This window comes from Aureispira sp. CCB-E, from assembly GCF_031326345.1.
Classification (GTDB): Bacteria; Bacteroidota; Bacteroidia; order Chitinophagales; family Saprospiraceae; genus Aureispira.
Map to the genome: position 1 here is coordinate 1787687 of NZ_CP133671.1, position 23548 is coordinate 1811234.

Below are 23548 nucleotides of genomic sequence, written 5' to 3' on the forward strand. Positions count from 1 at the left end.
CAACTGAAAACTAACGGTTGATTAATCGATTATAATATACTCGTTTTTACTTTTTGAGCATTACTTTGCTGGACGTAGTTGATACATAGAAAATTAAAAATTGGAATGTTAGAAAAATGATTTAGAACTTATTTTAAATCGTTAAGATTTGTATTTTGAGTTCTGTAATACTTGATGTTGTCATCAAAACCATTTTTGTAAAACGCTAAAACAAGCAATCATGAAAAAGTACTTGATCTTAATTCCTTTATTTTTATGTTTAGGAACAAATCTTTTTGCTCAATTTGATAATCAAACCTGTGAAGAACTACTAAAACCTTATGTTAAATCCAATAAAGATTTTGCAAAGATGAATATTGCGACTTTGGATTTCTCAAAACATCATCAAAAGTTTGATATCAATTGGTTACTAGATTTTAAATTTAACTTTATGGATAAGGTATTGGATGTAGAATACACAACAGATAAAGGGACATTCCATCTGTATATTCCATATATTGAAATTATAAAAATTAATACTAGTAAAACTTCATTGGATATTATTGTAAGAGATTAAAACCATTGAAGAGTTGTTGACTTACGCAATGAACTTAAAAGAATTAAAAGGCTGCTTATTAGAGCGGTCTTTTTTTTGAAATAAAGAATGAATTAAAAAAAACAAAGCATAAAATTGTAGAATCCACCTAGGCTTTGTAATTTCAGCCTGTAAAAATAATGTACCCACATAAAAGACAAAAAAAAGAACTACTTATAAAAACATAGATTATGGCAATGAGAAAAATTCGTATGCGCGAAGCCTTGAGAGAGGCAATGTCAGAAGAAATGCGTAGAGACGAGAACGTATTTTTGATGGGCGAAGAAGTAGCAGAGTATAATGGAGCATACAAAGTTAGTCAAGGCATGTTGGATGAGTTTGGTCCCAAACGCATTATCGATACGCCAATTGCAGAGTTAGGTTTTGCAGCAATTGGAGTAGGAGCAGCCATGGGAGGTGTCCGTCCAATTGTAGAATTTATGACTTGGAACTTTGCTGTGTTAGCATTTGATCAAATTGTCAACCACGCTGCGAAAATAAACTCTATGTCTGCGGGGCAATTTAAATGCCCAATCGTATTTAGAGGAGGAACAGGTTCGGCAGGACAATTGGCACAACAACATTCTCAAACATTTGAAAGTTGGATGGCTAACGTTCCTGGTCTAAAAGTTATCTCTATTTCTAACGCTTATGATGCAAAAGGCTTGTTGAAGTCGGCGATTAGAGATGAAGATCCTGTTTGTTTTATGGAGTCCGAACTGATGTATTCAGATATGGGAGAAGTTCCAGAAGAAGAGTATTTGATTCCTATTGGAAAAGCAAATGTTGTTCGTGAAGGAACGGATGTTACTATTACTTGTTTTAATAAATTAGTAAAAGTAGCCGTTGCTGCTGCCGAAGAATTAGAAAAAGAAGGTATTTCTGTAGAAATTATTGATTTGCGTACCATTCGCCCGTTAGATGAGGCGGCAATTATTCAGTCGGTCAAGAAAACAAATCGCTTGATTGCATTGGATGAATCATGGCCTTTTGCAGGGGTATCGTCAGAAATTGCTTATCGCACACAAAAGCATGCCTTTGACTATTTGGATGCTCCTGTTACGAGAATCAATAGTTTGGATGTGAGTATGTGTTATGCGCCAACTTTAGTAGATGCTTTCTTGCCTTCTGCTGAAAAGGTAATCAAAGCTGTAAAAGAAGTACTTTATCGTTAATAATAAACCCCTTTTTTAGAGGTTTTAGAGATATAGAAGCCATCTGCAAATTGTTTGTAGATGGCTTTTTTCTGGGCGATTATTTAATTGTGATTTCATACTTATTTACCCAAGCCCAGGACTTCGAATAACGCGTCGTTTTTTGATTCTTTTAAAGGTATAAGCGACATTTAAGCCTAATGTTATACTATTATAATAATTGTAATTAGTACTATTAGGATGGTTGTCTTGGCGGATTTTGATTAAATCATACACTCCATAAAGCCGTACAGCAAAACTAGGGGTGATTTGATAAGCGATGGCTGCTCTAGGACCTAGATGCAAAGTAGGTGTTTTAAAAAAAGGAATGTCTGAATGCACAATAGTGATAAACTCTATTCCAACATCAAAAGAAAGCTTTGAACTGGCTTTGAAAGAGCATAGGACAGGGACAGTCACACAATGCATTGCTCTATAGTTATTGACAAAGTTGGAATCGGATTGATGATTTCCTAAAAAGAACCGAATGGCATAAAAACCTCCCCAACGAATGGCTATTTTGTCGCTAACATGTTTTTCTACAAATAACCCACCATTTATACCAGGATGTAAATTTCTGAGAAATAGTGTTTTTTGAGGACTCGGAATATTTCCTGCAAAGTTAAAACCTGCTTCTAGACCTATAGATGTCTGTGCTAGGCTCGAAAATGACAAACATAGACAAAGTAATAAAGCTAAAAAAGGTGTTTTAATATTTGTAGTGGACATCGTGATAAGGATAACTTGCTAATAAGAAAGTAAAAAAGCAACAACTATATAGTAGTGGTGCAACTAAGTACTAATATAACTTATTATTATAACTTAGAAAGAAGTTCATATGCTGCTTGGTATAAAAAATAAGTACGTGGGCAGAAAAACATATAGCTAAAAAATAGACTTATTTTAGTGCTAATTAAAGAGAAACAATGCAGCTTTACCTGTGGTGCTATTTCGTGGTTTATATGATTTTTTCTGAATGATTATTTATAACCTAAAAAGTATCATAAACTCCTCGCTCTACAGGTACTTCAAGGAAGCCTAAGGAACCAGGTTTTACACGAATAAAAAAGCTCCAAGTTTGTCGTTCGGGTTGCCAACTCAAACCCATTTGCCAACAGTGTAAATCTCTAGAAAATGTAAAGTCAGGGAATGTAATTCGTTCGTCTTTAAAACTATATCCAATGTTTCCGACTCGAATGCCCCAGCCTTTGGATAGGTTGATAAAACCAGAAAATGATAGTTGATGTGCTGTCACAACGGTACTATCCACCCCATCTATATATCTATTGTTAACAATCAAGTTGTAACCAATATTAATGTTTTTGATCAGTTCAAACTGTTTTTTGTCCTTGTCTTCTTTGACCCCTTTCTTTCTAAAGATGTCTCTCAAATCCTTAGAAGTAATACTTGTAGAAGCATTAAATGACATAGACGTAACTCGCACAAGTCGTTTGCTTAGTGTATACTCAAAGGTGTTGATTCTTGCATTATTTTCTGGATTGGCAGCATAAGGATCAAAAGTAGACGAAAAGCGAATATTAATTTTTTTGAACAAAGTAGTATTGACATTAAAATTAATAGGAGATAGGTGCAGTGAATCCGCTGCGATGTTATAATTACCACTAATGGTCGCCGTAGGAATGAGAACAATTTTCTTAAAAGGTTCTTTATTTAAAGAATCTTGCAGTGGTTTTTTGACTTTTGCCTCAAACCTTGTACCGATAGAATAGGTTAATAGAGCCGTACGCCCAGAGGGGGGGGCAAAAGCAAAGTAATTGTAGCGGCGCAACTGTTCTGGATAGCGAGTATCTGTTTGCACCGAATCGTAATAATAATCGTAGGCGTTCTCATAACTAGGTTCCCAGTTGAATCCTACGGTTGGAGAAATAACTGCTCGAAGACTTTTTAGTGCCCCCCAATTAAATTCACCAGTAGCATAAATTTGAGTATTTACATTTACCCCTGCACTAAATTTATGAGTGCTAAAAAAGCCATATTCTCTATAATTATCAACTGTTCCATAGGAAGTCGTATCGGTGGCATCACTAGGATTAACGACTGGGGTAGGGTCTAAAAATTGGCGGTTGCGATAAAAGAACCATCGTTGAGAATAATTGACATTGGGCTGAACGTTGATGACCTTAAATAGCTTGAATGAAAAATTGAGTCTAGGACTATGAGTAATGCTATAGTTCATATTCTCAATGGCTTCTTCTAGACCTCCAGGCTGAAAAAGAGCAGTGTCGGTCGTTGTAATGGTATTGCTACCATTCATATTATAACTAAATCCAATGCGCTCGTACCAACGTTGCTTTCCTGAAATATTTTTTCGTTTAAATGGAAAGATTTGATTCATATTGAATGTCAATTGCGGGAACGTAATTGTCATGGCATTGGTTTGGGTATTTTGACTGTGAGACAGCCTTGCCGATATCGAAAAAGGCGTACCTAGAAAACGTTTGGTATACGATATATTGGAGTTAAAGGTAGCTGCTAAGACATTGTCCGCATCGTTGAATGTATTTCTATTATAATCAGAAGTACCAAAATTGATTGTTCCTGTAAAATTTTGACTAGGATGAGCTTGTGGCGATTGAGTATGCGTCCAACTAACCTTGAATTCATTGGTTAAGTCATAACCAGGCGTTCCTTTGTCGTCAATTTGTAAGCGGGTATAACCTAGTTCCACCGTTCCCTGTCCCTTGTAACGAATGTTATAGTTCGATTTAATTCTAGTTCTTAAGGAACCTCTCATATAAAAATCTCCCGTTACCTTTAAATCCCAGTATTCGCTTAATCCCAAATAAAAACCAATTTCTCGAATCCCGGGTCCTAAGGTTGGTGAAAAATCTAAATCCATACTTAGAATAAGACCAGAGCGTTTGTTTTTGGTAATGGGGAAAAATCCAAATGGCAACAAAACAGGAGTGGGGGAGCCCATAATTTCTAAAAAAGAAGGTCCCACGACAATCAGTTTACCAGGGATAATTTTGGCTTTAGAAGCACGTATTCCAAAGTGAGGATGCTTGGCATCACAAGTTGTATACAAACAGCCTTGACTGTAGAGTATATTTTGCGAATTGTCCGTTGTACTATCGCCCCCTTTACTAATAAACTTGGTGGCATTAGAAACCAAATAACCATCTCCTTGTTGTGTAGAAGCATCGTATATTTTACCTTTTTTTGTCTTGAAGTTAAATTCAATTCTCCGAGCCGTAAATTGTTGCGTTTTATCATCAAAAAATGGGCATTGAATTTCATTTCCAGCACTATCCAAAAGACAGGTCGCTGTAGCGACATTGGTTAAAAAGTTAAACTCAATATAACCAGCTTTTAGGTTATACTGCTCATAAAACACCTCAGCATTATTATACATATAGACCTTGCGATCAACTAAGTCGTAAATCATGGAATCAGCAGATTCGTATTGAACTGGCAAATCCAATGAATCTTGAGAATATCGAATGACTTTTTCGTCTGCCCCAGAAGTAGTAGGGATGGTATCTAAACTATCTATAATACTTGAATCTGGAAGGATAACAGTCATAAAGTCTGTGCTATCAATAAAGGTAGAATCTAGTTGGTTTAAGGTATCTATGCCTTCGGTTGCTAACGTATCTAAATGGAAGGTATCAGTAGGCGTAAGAATTGGGTTAATAGAAGTATCAGGATCAACAAAAGGGATTGAATCGGTTGCAACAACAGGCGTCGTGGTTGATGCTGTATCAGCAGATGCCAACCGATCTTTTTTTGCAGCAACAAGCGTGTCGTTGGCAACTTGTGCTTGAAGCTTTTTAGCTTGTTTTTTTTGTAATCGTTGCGTTTTTCTAGCAGCCCTCGCTTGACGGGTATTATAGGGAAAACCACAACTTGAACAAAAAATTGAACAAATAGTAAGAAAGCAAAGAAGTTTGTAATATTTTTGTACTAATAATGCCACTTGTTGTTGAATTAAGAAGTTGAAGTCCCAGTATTATTTTGTCCATACCTATCAACTTCAGGAAAGAACAAAAGTACAATTATTCATTTTTATTCTAAAAGAATTAAGAGACATTATTAGGAATTAATTTGCAGGGTTAAAAAATAGGATTTGGGGAATTTATTTACAAGGAAAAAGCTTCACAGGGAGTACTATTTTTTTGTTTTAATAAATCTCAAAATCAGTATTTTTATTTCTCACAAAACCAATTTCTAACAATGTCTAAGGATTGAAAGATTGATTTTTTTCAAATCGAATTGCTAGACAATTGGTAAGAAAGATATTTTTATCAAAAAATTAGTTGTTTCGTTTTTTCTTTAACGCAATATTTGGCTGTTTTTAACGATCTTTAAGTGATTTAGCCCCAATTATTATTCGAAAATCACACGAGCCTAAAATTTGTCAACGAGTTTTAATTTTTAATCAAATCCCTTGGGGTATGTGATGTACTACAGGCTTCTTTGCTTGATGTGTTGCAACCTTGTAATCTGTAAGTATTGTGGAAAAATCAACAATTGTTGCTATTTTTTTATTTGTTTGTTTGCCCTTTTTCTCTGAAACTTCAACTTATCAATCAAGACCATCCAATAGTGTTTTTACGATAGTAATTGACCCTGGACATGGAGGGAAAGATAGTGGTGCTTTGGGAAGCGTGGTCAAAGAGAAAGATATTGCTTTGAAATTAGCCCTTCGATTGGGGCAATATGTACAGCAGTATATGCCTGGCGTACGGGTTTTGTATACCAGAACCACAGATAGTTTTATCCCGCTGCATCAACGCATTGCCATTGCTAATAATAATCATGCAGATTTGTTTTTTTCCATTCATTGTAATTCGATGCTGCATAGAACCAATACGGTTGCAGGAACGGAAACGTATGTGATGGGATTGCATCGAGTTGAAGAAAATTTGAATGTTGCTAAAAGAGAAAATAAAGCGGTTCTGTTAGAAAAAGACTATGCTCAAAACTATGGTGGCTATGATCCACATTCTTCTGAAGGTCATATTATGTTAAGTATGTATCAGAATGCTTACTTATCTCAAAGTTTGTTGTTAGCAGAAAAAGTAGAGCAACAATTTATACATACTGCTAAACGCAAAAGTAGAGGCGTAAAGCAAGCTGGTTTTTTGGTGCTTAGAGCAGCAACGATGCCTTCTGTTTTGGTCGAAACAGGATTTTTGTCAAATACTATAGAAGAAAGTTATCTCAATTCGGAAAAAGGACAAGTGTATACTGCTTCTGCAATGTATCGAGCTTTAAAAGAGTACAAATATGCCGTAGAACAGGCAACGAATTATAATTATCGAATGGTGAAAGGACGTTCAACGACTAAAACACAACCTACCTATTCAACAACAGCTTTGGCTAAGAAGCATTATTATCAAAAGACACCCGAAAAACACCAATTTGTTCGAAAGACAGTTGTTCCTGATTCTAAGCCGTTGGTTAATGAAGCTATATTTGATGCGCCTAGACAGTCATTCAATGAAGAGCCTCCTGTGAAGGAAATGCCTTCGATTACAGAAATGTATCCAACAAGTTTGCAACCAATCAAGCCCAGAAGTGTTTATAATACTAACAATAAAACTGTTTTTAGAGTCCAGTTAGCCGCAGTAGCACAAAAAACAAGCGTAAAAACGGGAACTTGGGCAGCCATCGAAGGAGTAGAGTGTGTGAAAGTAGGAAACTCTTATAAACTTTTGATTGGAACGTATATAGACTTGAATACTGCTGCACAACAACAAGAATATTGGCGTCAGAATGGATTTAAAGATGCCTTTATTGTAGCGTTTAGAAATGGTCAAAGAATTTCTATGGCAGAAGCTATTCAGTAATAATAATAGAGCCAATGTGATGCACTTTAATTGTACAACTATTCTCAAATGCTTCATTTATTCAAAAGAATTTATTTACTTTGGTATGTTGTAGCTGTGTTTAGAACTGACCTAAATATTCTTTGAGTAAAAAATCTAATTTGTAATTGTTGCTTGATGAATTGAAATGGTTGGTTTACTATTTGTGGTTTGGTGCAAAATTTGGTGACAGAACGAAAAACTAAGCCTATGATCTCATGGACTTAGCAAATGCCACACAGCTAAACTACTATCTAAAGATAGAAAAGTAAATTGTCGGAAATTTGCAGCAATAGTTTGAGGTTCATTTTAAGGAAAGGTAGTCGAATTTGACCGAATGTACAGTACTTGAATATCCAACAAGCAGATCGATGGATTTTATTTTTTAGATTTACTACTACTTCGTGGGGGTGTCGTATCATATTACTTCGTGATAGCTGCGTAGTTGATTATTAATACAATACGATTTTAAAGCAGACTATTGAATTTACTTAATACAAAAAAAAATCAACTTGGAAATATCTAAAGAAGCAAGGGTGGGGTTTATTGGTCTTGTTATTTTATTTACGACCTTATTTACCTTTAATTACCTGAATCGACAAAATGTATTCTCTAGAAACTTGATTCTTAAAGCTAAATTTAAGGATTTGGAGTTTTTAAAGATGGGAAACCCTGTTTATATAAAAGGGCGAGAATACGGAAGAGTCGTTGCTATATATAAGGTAGGAGACGTTTTGTGGGCGGACTTGGATATTGAACCTTCTGCCAAAATACCACAAGATGCAAGGGCTAATATTACCGAACTTTCTTTGTTGGGAGGTAGAATGGTAACCATTGACTATACTGGCGCTTGTGATGGTGACGATTGCTTGAAAAATGGTGATATTATAATTGGTGGTGTCAACAATATGAAAATGCAGGTGGCAGCAGTTGCAAAACCGATCTTAGAGTCGTTTGGTAAGGTAGCCGATACACTAATGGGACCAAATGGTATGGATAAGATGCTAACAAAAGCTTATAATTCAGTAGCTAGTTTGCGCAAAACTACCAATGGGCTCGAAGGTAAAATGAGAGGAATGAATAGAACATTACCAAGCACAATTAAGAGTTTTAAAGAACTCACGGCAGGTTTGTTAGAGGGAGAGGTGGATGCCACAGCGGTAACACCAACTCGTGAAATGGCAATGGCGTTAGACTCTTTGTTGGATAACTTATCTTCTTTGACGGAAGAAGATATTGAAGCTATGACAAAAATATTGTACACCTTAAAGGAACAAGCAGAAGCATTGCCTAAAAACATCCAAAAGGCAGAGGCTATTATAGCAAAAGCTGACGATACATTGGATAGCTTGAACTTAAAAATTGCTCCTTACAAAGAAGGTGCGTCGGGAATGGTACCTAAACTGTTGTATGATGCTGATTACAAAGATAGTTTAAACAATAGTGTAGAAAATGTTTCTCAGAAGCTTCGTGACATTCGAGAACAGCCACAAAATAATCTTTCATTAAGAAAGAAAAAAAAGAAGTAACTTATTGCATTAAAACATAAGGAATTATTATAAAATTAAAACATAAAGAACGTGCGTAACGAAGTTAAAATTGGTATTCTGGGCTTAGTGTCTATCGTCTTATTAATTTGGGGGTACAACTTTTTACAAGGAAAGAATATATTTTCATCAGATATCGTTGCGAATGCAGTGTTTACTTCTGTTGATGGTTTAAACATTGCCGCTCCTGTAACAATTAGTGGATATAAAGTTGGTGCAGTAACAAATATCAAACCTTCTCCAGATTACTCTCATGTAATTGTGGAAATGAATATTCAGGATGGTACCAAAATACCTAAAGATGCGAGAGCTGTCCTTGTACAACCTTCGTTGATGGGAGGCAAAGAAATTTCTTTGAAATTTGTAGGTGATTGTGGCAATGATTGTTTAGAGTCGGGAGGAACATTACAAGGAAATGTATCGGGTATGGTTGATGGTATTCTAGAGGTGGCGGATCCTTATTTAGGTAAAATTGATACCATACTAGGTGCTGTCGCTAAGTTGTCTATGGATGATAACAAGCAATTGAACGCTACCTTTAAAGAATTACAAGGGGTTATTACTAATGTAAAAGTATTGACGGATTTAGTGAATAATCTATTGGTTAGTTCATCTGTAAATATCTCTGTAGCCTTATCTAATCTAAAGAAAATTACAGGAAATATTAAGGATAGTAATGGAGAAATTACTAGTATGTTGCAAAATATTAATACCATTACAACACAGGTTAAAGATGCCGATTTAGAAAAAACAATTGCCTCTGCTAAAGAAGCATTGGACAATATTAATCAAGTAGTCAATGGGCTAGATGGTACTTTGAGCAAAGCCAATAACATGATTGATAATATTGGGAAAATTACAGATTTTGAAAATCAAAATGGTTTGGTCGCTGCGTTGTTCAATGACAAAAACTTTAAAGGAGATATTGACGAAGTAGTTGAAAATCTAAATTTATTGCTTCAAGATATCCGCTTGCATCCAGAACGTTATAAAACGGTTCTTAGTGGCAAGTACAAGCCATATAAACCCGTTGATCAAGATCCTAAATTGAAAGATGGTAAAGATCCTAAAGACCAATAATCGAACGGTTAAAAATAAATAATAGGAGAGGGCAAGTGGTTTCAACTACTTGTCCTCTTTTTGTGTGTATGGATGCTATCAATAGTTAGCTGCAATTTTACAGAATGCCGCTGCTTTTTTAGCGCAAAACAGCACTTGTTTTTTCCAATCCTTTAAAACTTTCATGATAATGCGTTGGTCGATTTTGTTCGGCTCGACTAGGTGCTCTTCTACTAGGAGCAATGCGAATTTCATGGCCGTTATAGACTTCATTGAGAATACGAATTTCATTTCTAAAGTCTTGATGCGCTGTTGATGCTTTTTCTAAGTCAATACAAATAGGAGCTTGATAAACTTGATAAACTTTATCTGCTGTTGCATCAATATTAGTGTTGGTTGCTTGTACGACTAAACCTAAATCCAATTCGATGCTTCCATCGTGTTGCAGTGCAATTTTGTCAACTTCCAAGATACAGTAACCATCATGATAGATTGAAATAGAATAATTTCCTGATCTTAATTGACCAAACCAATAATTTCCAACATGGTCAGTTTTTGTTTTACTATGATACTTATTATTTCTCTTTAAGACTATTTTTGCGTTATGTAGTGTTGATTTTGTAACTTGGCTGTAAATCTTTCCTGTGATAAAACCAGATTGAGCATAAGAACGCGGACTTAATACTAAGAAAGTATATGTTAAAATTATAAGCATCATAACCGAGAGTCGTTAAAGTGAAAAAGAGCTCTTAATAATACGATAGCAAGTAATTCAGTAGCAAAAAATCTTATAGAGTAGACTCTTGTTCTGAGTGATTGCCTAACTAAAAAATAGGTGTATTATTGTTTGAGTAGTTGGTACAAGGCGAACATAGTGGGTTTATGTAGTATAGTAAGTAACTAAGACCGTAAGTCAACGACACAACTAAGTGTTTATATAAATATATACGGATAAAAATAGATTATGTTTGGGAATCAATCTATGGAATTAGATCTTTTGTCGAAAGAATCAAAATGATATAAAGTGATCAGAATGATAGACTTATTAGTGAAACGGACATTGTCAAAAGAAAAAGAAGCAATTTTAGAAAATCGTTTTTTGAGCTTGTGTCAAGCATTGGGTGTTCCCTTTGTACAAGCCCAAGAGTATTATCAACAATTGTATGACTTGTACCATGAAGAGCATCGACATTATCATAATTTAGTTCATATTTCAAATTTCTTAAATTTATTGGATCAGTACAAAGCTCAAATAGAAGCGCCTTTATTATTTGAAGTGGCAATATGGTACCACGATGCTATTTATACTGTAAAAGCTAAGGATAATGAACGTCAATCTGCCAATTTGGCGCAAGAATTGTTTGAAATCTATTTGGATGTGCCTAGCCTAGAGTATGTTAAGGAACTTATTTTGAGTACAGAAGGACATTATCCTAGAATAGAAAAAATGGACACTTATTTTTTCTTAGATTTTGATCTCTCAATTTTGGCAGCAAGTACTTTAACTTATAAATTATACAGCGAAGCCATATGGCAAGAGTACAAAACGGCTTATGTTAAACTGTTGTACAAAATGGGCAGAAAAAAGGTTTTAAAGAACTTTTTAGCACGTGAGAAAATATACTTTTCGTCTGTTTTTTTTGAGAAATATGAAGAAACGGCACGAAAAAATTTAAAACTAGAACTGAACGGGAAATAATAATATTACGTTAATTGATGGATTGTTTTGTTTAAAATTGGAATATAAAATGTAACTTACAATATAATATTGCGTTAAGCACTATAAAGATAATCGCCCCCGTCTCTAGAATTTAATGTTTATTATGTATAGAATATCAAAGGTATCGCCTGAAATAATGCCTTGGGTAAGCTAAATAACCAATTCTTTGTAACAAAAGATTAGGGGAATTTTACCTGTATTCTGCTTACAATTGTTTATGCTTGTAAGTTATATGCATATGTAGACGATCACAAAAACGAATAAATCATGCAGTCATTATTAGTGTTAATGGGGAGGTTATCAAAATACACTTTATTAGGAAGTATTGTAGGTGTTTTGATGGTTTTATTAGCAAACTTGGTCGTACTTATAGCCGTAAATTCCAACGTTTATAACGATATTCAGAAAGTAGGGTATAGTGATGTTGCTTTAGTTTTGGGGACAAGCCGAAGTGTTAATGGTATTGTTGAAAACCCCTTTTTTACACATCGAATAAAAGCAGCAGCAGAATTATTTTTTGAAGGTAAGGTGAAACATATTTTAGTTAGTGGAGACAATAGTTCTATGAACTATAACGAACCTAGAGACATGCGCCATGCCTTGATAAAATTAGGAGTACCCGATTCCTGTATTACTATGGATTTTGCAGGATTAAGAACGCTAGATTCAGTCGTGCGTAGCCACAAAATCTTCCAACAAAAACGCATTACCATCGTTTCACAAGAGTTTCATAATTATAGAGCTTTGTTTATTGCCCAACACTATGGTATCGATGCCGTTGCTTACAATGCAGCCTACCCGAAAGAAGCTACTCTTAAAACCGTATGGAGAGAATATTTAGCTCGACCTAAAGCTTTATTAGACTTGTATTTATTAGATACACAACCTAAGTTTTTGGGGGATAAAATTACCATAAGAGTATAACAAGAGTCGCTTAGTCAATTTCATCGTATGATGCAATTAGAATCATACATAGTTCTTTCAATTTTTGAGTTTCAGTTGATGTTTAGCTAAAATAATTGTTAAAAAAGCGTAATTTCGTCGCGAATACGTATCTCCCAACACTTTTATTTTTCTAAAATCAAAATTTATGAATCGCCAACTAATTGTTGCAGGAAATTGGAAAATGAATAAAAATCTCATCGAAGCATTTTCGTTAGCTAGTGAGATTTTGGCGAAAGCCAAAAAAATGTCAAATAAGGTAGAAATAGTTCTAGCTCCTCCAGCACCCTACCTTCATACCATTAATAGTATGAGCAAAGATATTGCTCATGTCAATATTGCAGCACAAAATTGTCACTATGAACCGAAGGGAGCCTATACTGGCGAAATTTCAGCAGAAATGTTAGCTTCCATGAATCTGACCTATGTTATTTTAGGGCATTCTGAACGTAGAAAATTCTTTCAAGAAGATCATGAAGTTTTAGCTAAAAAAGTTGATGCTGCTATTAGAGCTGGAGTAAAGGTGATTTTCTGCTGTGGCGAGCCTTTAGAAGAAAGAGAAGCCAATCAACAAGAAAACTTTGTTTTGAAACAACTAAAAGAAAGTCTGTTTCACCTCTCACAAGATGCAATGAAACAAGTAGTAATTGCCTATGAGCCTATTTGGGCAATAGGGACAGGAAAAACAGCAAGCCCTGCCCAAGCACAAGAAATGCATCAATTCATTCGTCATCAAATTTCTGAACACTATACTGCCGAATTAGCCAACGCTTGTTCTATTCTTTATGGAGGGAGTTGCAAACCTTCTAATGCTGCTGAGTTATTCGCCCAAAAAGATGTTGATGGTGGTTTAGTAGGAGGGGCTTCCCTTCAATCAGAAGACTTTTTACAAATTATTCAAGCTAGAGCAAAACAGGCTTAAACAAGCTTATTCAAGCCTGTTTATTATTCTGATTTAGAGTAAGAAAGTGTTAAAATCTAGCTTTTTTTTCATTTTTTTTTGTTCAGGTAGATACAAATTAACGTTTTGTTACGTTCTATATAGAATTCTTATACAGTTTATTTACAACAAATTAATAAATCAAGCATTAGCCCCCTATAGGCCGAATAGTTTGATTCATTGAAAATCATTTTTATAAAATTAGCGATATACAAACAACACTACTCAAGATGAAAATCCTCCTTACACTTCTTGGACGAGTAAGTTTATTCAGCTTACTACTCTTAGGTACTTACACAACAGCTTTTGCTAGTCACAACTTAGGCTGTTCTATAACTTACACCTGTTTAGGTGGAAACCAGTACGAGTTTACAATGACTTGTTATGGTGATTGTGACCCCAACAGTATTAGTTTACCTACAAGCACTACATTGGAATTTTCGAACAATGGAACTTGCACAGGAACAGTCGCCGATTTAACGCTCGATACTGTTGCAGGTTTTGGGGGACGTCCTGTTGATGAATTATTATGTAGTCCTTCTTTATCTGTCTGTAATGGTGGGTCGCAGCAAGCCTCTCGAGAGTGGGTTTATAGAGGCGTCACAACGCTACCCGCAGGATGTATTTGGACAGCTAGTTATGGTACCTGTTGTCGATCAGCTGCCGTAACTAATTTGCAAAACGCAAGTAGTGCAGGAACCAATGTATTTACAACCATTAATACCAATGTAGTTCCATGTAATAATTCTGTGCAATTTTCAAACTTACCAATTCATTATGGTTGTGATAGTTCTTTGGTACAATATAATCACGGGGCTTTTGACCCAGATGGAGATACTTTAGTTTTTTCTCTAATTCATCCTCAGAACGATCCTCCTGCTAACATTCCATTTGTGGCAGGACTTTCTGCAACCAACCCTGTTCAATTGGTTCCTACAACAACTTTTCAGTTTGATTCTACAACAGGACAGATGACATTTTTGCCTGCGGACAACACAGGACAAGTTGCCATGATTGGGATTAAAATAGAAGAGATAAGAAATGGAGTTGTTATCGCAACAACAATACGTGAAGTGCAGATTGTAATTCAGACAAACTGTAATAACGACCCACCAGCCGTTGACTCTAATGGAGTACAAGGTTCTGCAATTACAATAAATGGAAGTAGTTTGGAGTTATGTAGAGGTAATTTTGCTTCTTTTGAGTTAGTCATTGAAGATCCTAATGGTGACTCTTTGACAGTTACTAGTAATATTATCAGTGCTATACCTGGTGCTGTAGTTAGTTATAACGTAGATAACAGTGTTATTGATTCAGTTATTTTGACCTTTACAGTTAACTCTATCAATTTAACACCTGGTACATATCCTTTCTCGATCAATATAAATGATAATGCTTGTCCCGTCCCCTCAATACAATTATTGAGTTATGCTTTGGTTATTTATGGAGCAAATTATACCAATAATATATACTGTAGGAACGATGTGGATCCTGTTCCTATCGTCATTGGAGACTCCGCAGGGGTCTTCCTGGGCTTACCCACCAACCCTGTGGGCTTGGTGATGGATTCTATTACAGGTATTATTGATTTAGATTCTTCGGCTGTAGGAACATACGATATTGTATATACACTGGACTCTGTTTCTATATGTCCATCTGACTCTATTCAGATTACGATTGTTGATGTACCAGATCCTACATTTAGTTATGCACAACCTCTTTGGTGCCGTCAAGGACCAGATCCAACACCAACCATTACAGGAACTCCAGGAGGAACATTTAGCTCAGATGCAAATGTAGCTATCAATTCAATTTCAGGAGTTATAGATATCTCGAATACTTCCGTAGGGTCACATATTATATATTATAATGTAGTAGGCGGGACTTGTTCTGCTCGAGATAGTTTTATTATAGATGTCATGGAGTTGAATAACTTTGAGACAACTGCAAGTCAATATTTTATGTGTCCAAATGAACTGGATACGATACAGTTAGGAGTAAATGTATCTTATAATGGTACGCCTCCGCCAGCACAGACATATTTGTGGTCGCCGAATGTTAATATTAATAATGTTAATATTCCGAACCCAGAAGTAATTTTGTTGACAGCACAAACGTACGTCTTAACTTATAATGATGGTTTGTGTCCTCAAGTGACAGATACAGTAGAAATTACGACTCCTTACCCTGCCGTAATTCAACCTACTTCTGATATTATTTTGTGTAATGGAAACGCAGCACAAATAGGCGCTGCTGTTGCTGCTGGACCTGGAGCTAATAATTTCCCATATACAGGACCAACAAGCATTCAACCAGAAGATACAACTCGATTTACATTGAACGTAACTGGAGTTGCTCCAGTAAATGTAAATGGAGCGTTATTAGCTTCTTTAAGTACTTGTTTTGGTTTGACAACCAACTCTGGAACAAATGTATTAGCACACATCCAAGCATATTTAATTGCGCCAAGTGGAGAAACAGTTCAATTAACCTTTAACAATGGTGGATTTAATACTGTATTCCCATCATCAACTTTCTCTATCGCAGCAGGAAATACACCAATTACAAGTTTACCTTTTGGACCACCAATTACACCTGGTGTAAGCTACTTCCCTCAAGCAGGGGCAACAGGTTTCAATCCTTTGTTAGGTGCAACGACAAATGGTAACTGGACCTTAATGGTTGTTCATCGTAACAATGGGTTGAGTGTTGGAACTCCTGCATTGACATTAACAGATTGGTGTTTAGATTTCCAAGACTTATCAGCAGCTACTTTTGAATGGTCGCCTAACAATGCAACAATTAGTTGTGTTGCTTGTGATAGCCCAACAGTAAGCCCATCTGTAAATACAACGTACAATGTGATTGCGACTAATTTATTTGGATGTAGAGATACTGCTTCTGTAAACGTAGTGATTGATACGGCTTTGCCATCTCCAATTACTAGTTGTGGAACAATTACTAATAATAGTGTAACGTTTAATTGGGTGCCTGTATTTGGTGCAGCAGGATATGTTGTTTCAATAGATGGCGTAGTACAACCAATCGTAGCTTCTAATGTCGATTCATTTGAAGTAACAGGCTTATCGTCGGGACAATGTGTTACAATGATTATTTACCCTCAATCTGGCAATACTTGTGCAGATGGAGCACCAGATACAATTACTTGTTGTGCGGCTAGTTGTGGTTCTATAGATCCTTTAACAATAGGAACAAGTGGTCCAACTACTTTCTGTGTAGGGCAATCTGTAACCTTAGATGCAGGGGCAGGTTTTGCCAATTATTCTTGGTCAACATCAGAAACAACACAAACAATAACTGTTTCGACTACTATGACAGTAGGCGTTACAACAACCGATAATAATGGATGTTTAGATACAGGTTCTGTGGTCATAACTGTAGTTCCTGGTCCAACACCAACAATAGTAGCTAGTGGCTCAACAACATTATGTGCAGGAGATTCTGTAACCTTAGATGCAGGAGCAGGTTTCTCTGTATATACATGGAGTCCTGGGGCTGCAGCAACACAAACAATCAATGTTAATGCTTCTGGAACTTATATTGTGACAGTAGAAGATAATGTTGGATGTATAGGAGTCGATAGTATGACCGTAACGGTAGGAACTCCTTTGACAGTTACTTTGGCAGGAACAGATTTATCTTGTAATGGAATAGCACCACCTGATGGACAAGCAACGGCAACACCTGTTGGTAGTTTTGGTGGTTATACTTATGTATGGTCTGATGGTCAAACAACTCCGACTGCGCTAGGTTTGCCTACAGGAAATCACTGCGTAACAGTGACAGATGTAAATGCTTGTACGGTAAGTTCTTGTGTTACAATTAGCGAACCTAGTTCTGTTAGTGTATCAACAACGCAAACTAATGTAACTTGTTTTAATGGTTCTGATGGACAAGCAACTGCCATAGGAAGTGGAGGAACAGGAACACATACTTATGTATGGTCTGACGGTCAGACAACAGCTACGGCTGTAGGTTTATCAGCAGGACCAATTTGTGTAACGGTAACCGATGCCAATGGATGTACAGTAGATACTTGTATTACAATCACGCAACCAGCAGTTACCGTAACATCAAATGCTGTTGTAACATCTAGTTTCCCTAACGGATCTCCGATTAGTTGTGGAGGAACTTGTGATGGTGAAGCAACGGCTTCTGGAAGTGGGGGAACACCATCTGTAAGTGGTTATACGTTTACTTGGAATACTGTACCTGCTCAAAATACAGCAATCGCAACAGGTCTTTGTGTTGGAGCTTATTCTGTAACCGTAACCGATAGCTTAGGATGTAGTTCTATTTCTAGTGTGACCCTAACAGAACCAGCTCCTGTAACCGTAACAATTAGTAATATCGTAGCCCCAACTTGTAACGGAGTCTCTGATGGTTCGGCTGAAGCGACAGGAACAGGAGGTGCTGGAGGTTATACATATTCTTGGAATACCGTACCTGCTCAAACAACTGCTATTGCAACAGGTTTAGCAGATGGTGTTTATACTGTAGTTGCTACCGATGCGAATGGTTGTACTGGAACAGAATCTGTTACAATAACAGAGCCGTCTGCAGTTACAGTGACTACTAGTATTTCTTCTAATTATAATGGTGCATCTATTAGTTGTAATGGAGCTTGTGATGGTGAATTAACTGCCGCTGCAACTGGAGGAACAGGAACGCATACTTATGTATGGTCTGATGGTCAGACAACTGCTGTTGCGACAGGTTTGTGTGTAGGTGTTTATACTGTAACAGCTACCGATGCGAATGGATGTACATCTAATTCTACAATTACGATAACAGAACCAACCGCTGTAACAGCTACCACTACAAGTACAGATGCGCTTTGTAATGGAGCTTCTGATGGAACAGCAACTGCTGTAGGTGCAGGAGGAACAGGAGCATACAGTTTTGTATGGTCAACAGCACCTCCACAAACGACTGCAACGGCAACAGGACTGAATGCAGCAACAGGTGTTTATACTGTAACGGTAAGTGATGCAAATGGTTGTACAGATGTAAGTAGTGTAACCATAAGCGAACCAAGTCAAGTAACAGCAACAATAAGCACAACAGCAGTAAGCTGTCATGGTGGTACGGATGGTACTGCAACTGCAACAGTGGGTGGAGGTACTCCAGGAGTACCTGCATATACCTACGATTGGGGGACAGGAGCAACAGCTTCTGCCACAAGCCCTGGTCAAGCCGCAGGCGTGCATACCGTAACCATATCCGATGCCAATGGATGTTCAATCACAGAGAGTTATACCATTACGGAACCTTCTGCCATCAGCTTTACCGTATCAAGTACATCGGCAAGCTGTAACGGAGCTTCTGACGGAAGTGCGACGATCAATGCTAGTGGTGGTGTCGGAGGCTTTAGCTACGCATGGAATAGCAGTGCACAAACGACAGCAACGGCAACAGGTTTACCAGCAGGGTTGCATTGTGTAACGGTTACCGATGGGAATGGTTGTACGGTTGATACTTGTATTCAGGTGAACGAACCAGCAGGCTTTAGTAATATCAATTTCTCTACCATCAACGTGAGTTGTTTTGGTGGCTCAAATGGACAAGCAACCATTAGTCTAACTGGTGGTGTCGGAGCATATACTTATAACTGGAGTAATGGAGATAATACCGCAACGGCAACAGGATTAGATGCCAATACACATAGTGTTACCGTAACCGATGCCAATGGATGTACCGTAACAGCAAACGTAATTATTACAGAGCCAACGGCTTTACAACTAGGATTTGATGTAGATTCGGTACAATGTAAAAACGGAAATGATGGTTCGGTAACAGCCTTAGTTACTGGCGGAACCTTCCCATATAGCTATCAATGGGATCCATCAACTGGAAGTGGTGGACAGGTAACTGCTACAGCAAGTAATCTAACAGTAGGAACTTATACAGTAACTGTAACTGACTTTAATGGTTGTACCATTTTAGGTAGTGCTACGGTCTTTGAACCATCAACGGTATTAACTGCCGCCATCATCAATCAACTAAATCCATCGTGTCATGGAAGTTGTGATGGTAGCATAGAAGTAGATGCACAAGGAGCAACACCAAATTACACCTATCAATGGAGCAACGGACAAAATACAAGCATCGCCACCAACGTTTGTGCTGGAGCACATACCGTAACGGTAACCGATGCCAATGGTTGTAGTGTGAGCACAGGTTCTGTCTTAACCGAACCAACAGCTATCACATTAAATCCACAAGTTCTAAGCAACTACAATGGTGCTGCCATTAGTTGTACCGGAGCTGCCGATGGATCGGTTGGTGTGGTTGTGGCTGGTGGCAGTGGTGGTTACAGCTATGTTTGGAGCCCACAAGGACAAAATACCGCCAACATCAATGGTTTAGTAGCGGGGACTTATTGTGTCACCGTCACCGATGTAGCCGGTTGTCAAATGGATACTTGCATTACCATTGCTGACCCAGTACAATTAGCAGCCACCTACACCGCTGTTGATGTCTTGTGTCATGGAGATGCCAACGGACAAATCTTAGTCAATGCCACTCCTGGAACAGGAACCTTAGGAGTGAATGGTTATGAATATAAAATTACAGGACCTGGTCAAACAGGCAATGTCTTTAGCAATATCAATACTTACAACAATTTAGGAGCAGGTTCTTACACCGTTTTTGTACGAGATGGAAACAACTGTGAGATTGCACTGCCCATCTCTATTGGAGAACCCGACTCTGTTTTAATTGATTCAGTTATCGTGACAGATGTTTCTTGTCACGGGACGGCAACAGGAAGTGCGACAGCTTATCCAAGTGGTGGTGTTGGCAACTATACCTATACTTGGTCAACGACTCCTGTTCAAACAACCGCTACAGCGACTGGTTTAGCAGCAGGCGTCTACTCCGTAACGGTAGCCGATGCCAATGGTTGTGATCGAGTGGAGGTGTTTAATGTCAACGAACCAACCGTTCTAACAGGAAGCATTAGTGCTGATCCTATCGACTGTTTTGGTGGCACCACCAGTGCTACAGCACAAGGTAGTGGCGGAACACCAATTGGCTTGACCGCTTATGTGTATCGTTGGTCGAATGGTAGCAGTGCCGCCACGACCATAGGATTAAGTGCAGGCGTACATTGTGTGACGATCACCGATGCCAATGCTTGTACGCATGTAGAATGTGTGACGATTACTCAACCCTCAACGGCAGTAAGTGCTAGTATTAGTGCCCAAACCGATGCTAGTTGTAATGGCACGGCAACAGGAACAGCCACGGCTCAAGGAACTGGAGGAACCAGTCCTTACACTTATCAATGGGATGCCGCAGCAGGCAACCAAACCACAGCAACAGCAACAGGTTTGAGTGCGGGCATTTACACAGTCGTGGTGAGCGATACGAACAACTGTACGGCACAAACAACCGTCACGATTAGTGAACCTTCGGTTGTTTTGGCAACCATCAGCAGTACAACTCCTGCCACTTGTAATGGACAAGGGACAGGAAGTGCGACAGCCACCGTTAGTGGTGGTGTTGGACCATACACCTATCAATGGGATGCTGCGGCAGGCAGTCAAACGACGGCAACAGCGAGTAATTTAGCTGGCGGTACTTATGTCGTTACGGTAAGCGATGCGAATGGCTGTACTGGAATGGCTACGGCAATAGTAACACAACCAACCGCTGTGCAAGCAACCATTATTAATACAACCGATGTTTCTTGTCATGGTGGTAATGATGGAACAGCCTCCTTGGCAGTACAAGGAGGAACACCAACGAGTGGGTACACCTTCCAATGGAGTGGTGCTCCTGGACAAAATAGCCCGAATGCCACAGGCTTATCGGCGGGTGTACAAACTGTCACGGTCAGTGATGCCAATGGTTGTTTTGATATTGATACCTTTACGATCAATGAGCCAAACGATGCTTTGAGTGGTTATATTACAGCTGCCAATGCGCTTTGTTTTGGTTCTTCTACTGGAGAATTGGGAGCGGTTATCACAGGCGGAACAAGACCTTATCAATATACATGGAATAGCACACCGGTTCAAACAACTGTTGTTGCCGATAGTTTACCCGCAGGCACCTACAACCTAAGCGTGACGGATGCCAATGGTTGTTCTTTAGAACTAACCAGTACGATTGGAGAACCCACAGAATTGACAGTTAGTGCCACCGTTCTACAACATGTTTCTTGTTTTGGAGGAAGTAATGGAGCTGTTGCCGTAAATGCTACCTCTGGTGGAGTTGGACCTTACACCTATGTTTGGACTGATCCAAGTGGACAAGTAGGATTAAATGCGTCGAATTTGAGTGCAGGAGCTATTTCGGTAATTGTTACAGATGCCAATGCTTGTACGGCAATGGCAACGGTAACCTTAACAGAAGGAACGCCCATCACGGTAACAGAAACAGTGAGCAACATCAGTTGCCATGGTTTGACCGATGGTTCCATCAACATTACTGGTTCGAACAAAGTATTGGTGAATTACAGCTGGTCAAATGGAATGGTGAGCAATCCTGTGACAGGCTTGGGTGCTGGTAATTATACAGTAACGGTAACGGATGCCGATGGTTGTCAAGAAACGTTTAACTACACGATAACAGAGCCTGCTCCAATTAGCTTGAGCATAGCTTCAACGAATAGCATCTTGTGTTATGGAGATGGCAATGCAGCTGCACAAGTGACAGCAACTGGCGGAACGAGTCCTTACAACTACAATTGGTCCAATGGTGCGACAACACGTACAGCGAGTAATTTGACACCAGGGACTTATGATGTAACAGTGACCGATAGTAGAGGTTGTTTTGAAACGATTACTATTTCAATTACGCAACCAGATGAATTGACCATCACAGGAAACACCTCAGGCACGTTGTGTGCAGGGGATCAAACAGGAACCTTGACCGCATTTGGATCAGGAGGAACGGTGACAGTTGGTTTGTTAGAATACAGTATTGATGGTAGTACGTGGCAAAATGGTAATATCTTCTCTGGCTTGGCGTCAGGAATTTATACCTTGTCGGTTCGAGATGAAAATGGCTGTGTTGCCGATACCATGTTGGTGGTAGAAGATGCAGATCCATTCTTTATCACAAGTATGACAGGCGATACAACCATCGAATACTTGGATAGCTTGACGATAGCAGCTAGTTTGAACGATACGGTTGGAGTGACTTACAGTTGGCAACAAATTTCTGGGGCAATGGGCTTGGTAACAGACAGCAGCTTTAGCTTTGGAATTAGACCACAGGATGCGGTACAATATCAATTTACAGCAACAAATAGCAATGGCTGTTCAGTGGATAGTATTGTCATGATAGAAGTAACCAAACTAAGAAGAGCGAATGCTCCAACAGGCTTTACGCCAAATGGAGATGGGGTGAATGATTACTTCTTTATTCAAGGTGGTTCAAAAGTTCAGACCGTAACGATCTTTAGAGTGTACGATAGATGGGGAACTTTGGTCTTTGAGGGCAACAATTCAGAGATTAATGTACCAGAGCAAGGATGGAATGGAATCTATCGTGGTCGTCCAGCTCCTTCTGGAACATATACTTGGTATGCTGATGTCTTGTTTAAAGATGGACATACAGAACAAGTGAAAGGGAATATTATTCTCTTGAGATAATAAAAATCAAATTGTAGGGACTTTATTTGTAAAGTCTCTACAATTTATTTTAAATAAATATTATACTTGTTGTAAGATTCCTCATAGATTTTTCGTTATTATTACAATGAGCC

12 protein-coding genes are annotated in these 23548 nt (G+C 38.1%); 9 read left to right on the forward strand and 3 right to left on the reverse strand.

Features of this window, described 5'->3' with window-relative positions; translation table 11 throughout:
* The first annotated feature begins 220 nt into the window (after positions 1–220).
* A complete protein-coding gene (locus tag QP953_RS06880; protein ID WP_052592340.1) occupies positions 221–556 on the forward strand; it encodes a hypothetical protein in 336 nt (111 codons plus the stop codon).
* 215 nt (positions 557–771) lie between these two features.
* Complete coding sequence (locus QP953_RS06885) at positions 772–1749, forward strand: pyruvate dehydrogenase complex E1 component subunit beta (protein ID WP_052592367.1); 978 nt, start codon at positions 772–774, stop codon at positions 1747–1749.
* A gap of 105 nt (positions 1750–1854) precedes the next feature.
* On the opposite strand, the gene QP953_RS06890 is transcribed toward QP953_RS06885, so the two are convergent.
* Complete coding sequence (locus QP953_RS06890; RefSeq protein WP_052592343.1) at positions 1855–2496, reverse strand: outer membrane beta-barrel protein; 642 nt, start codon at positions 2494–2496, stop codon at positions 1855–1857.
* 262 nt (positions 2497–2758) lie between these two features.
* The gene (locus tag QP953_RS06895; RefSeq protein WP_309554421.1) at positions 2759–5707 is read right to left on the reverse strand and encodes a putative LPS assembly protein LptD; all 2949 of its coding nucleotides are present in this window, start codon (positions 5705–5707) and stop codon (positions 2759–2761) included.
* Between the two features lie 538 nt (positions 5708–6245).
* Here QP953_RS06895 and QP953_RS06900 point away from each other — a divergent pair.
* The 3 genes from QP953_RS06900 to QP953_RS06910 all read left to right on the forward strand — a co-directional run bounded on the left by QP953_RS06900 (position 6246) and on the right by QP953_RS06910 (position 10228).
* Positions 6246–7583: an N-acetylmuramoyl-L-alanine amidase gene (locus QP953_RS06900; RefSeq protein ID WP_309554423.1), complete on the forward strand. Its 1338-nt coding sequence runs from the start codon at positions 6246–6248 to the stop codon at positions 7581–7583.
* A gap of 530 nt (positions 7584–8113) precedes the next feature.
* Complete coding sequence (locus tag QP953_RS06905) at positions 8114–9130, forward strand: MlaD family protein (protein ID WP_309554425.1); 1017 nt, start codon at positions 8114–8116, stop codon at positions 9128–9130.
* A gap of 51 nt (positions 9131–9181) precedes the next feature.
* Positions 9182–10228, forward strand: a complete 1047-nt coding sequence (locus QP953_RS06910; RefSeq protein WP_309554426.1) for an MlaD family protein — start codon at positions 9182–9184, stop codon at positions 10226–10228.
* A 118-nt stretch (positions 10229–10346) separates the two neighbouring features.
* Here the strand turns inward: QP953_RS06910 and QP953_RS06915 are convergent, their stop codons facing one another.
* A complete protein-coding gene (locus QP953_RS06915; protein ID WP_309554427.1) occupies positions 10347–10925 on the reverse strand; it encodes a carboxypeptidase-like regulatory domain-containing protein in 579 nt (192 codons plus the stop codon).
* 315 nt (positions 10926–11240) lie between these two features.
* On the opposite strand from QP953_RS06915, the gene QP953_RS06920 reads away from it, so the two are divergent.
* The 4 genes from QP953_RS06920 to QP953_RS06935 all read left to right on the forward strand — a co-directional run bounded on the left by QP953_RS06920 (position 11241) and on the right by QP953_RS06935 (position 23435).
* A complete protein-coding gene (locus QP953_RS06920; protein ID WP_309554429.1) occupies positions 11241–11906 on the forward strand; it encodes a hypothetical protein in 666 nt (221 codons plus the stop codon).
* A 288-nt stretch (positions 11907–12194) separates the two neighbouring features.
* On the forward strand, positions 12195–12851 hold the full coding sequence (locus tag QP953_RS06925; protein ID WP_231512748.1) for a vancomycin high temperature exclusion protein: 657 nt from the start codon (positions 12195–12197) through the stop codon (positions 12849–12851).
* 166 nt (positions 12852–13017) lie between these two features.
* Entirely contained in the window at positions 13018–13791 is a 774-nt protein-coding gene (gene tpiA / locus QP953_RS06930; protein WP_052592355.1) for a triose-phosphate isomerase, read from the forward strand.
* Between the two features lie 248 nt (positions 13792–14039).
* Positions 14040–23435: a gliding motility-associated C-terminal domain-containing protein gene (locus QP953_RS06935; protein ID WP_309554430.1), complete on the forward strand. Its 9396-nt coding sequence runs from the start codon at positions 14040–14042 to the stop codon at positions 23433–23435.
* The last annotated feature ends 113 nt before the right edge of the window (positions 23436–23548 follow it).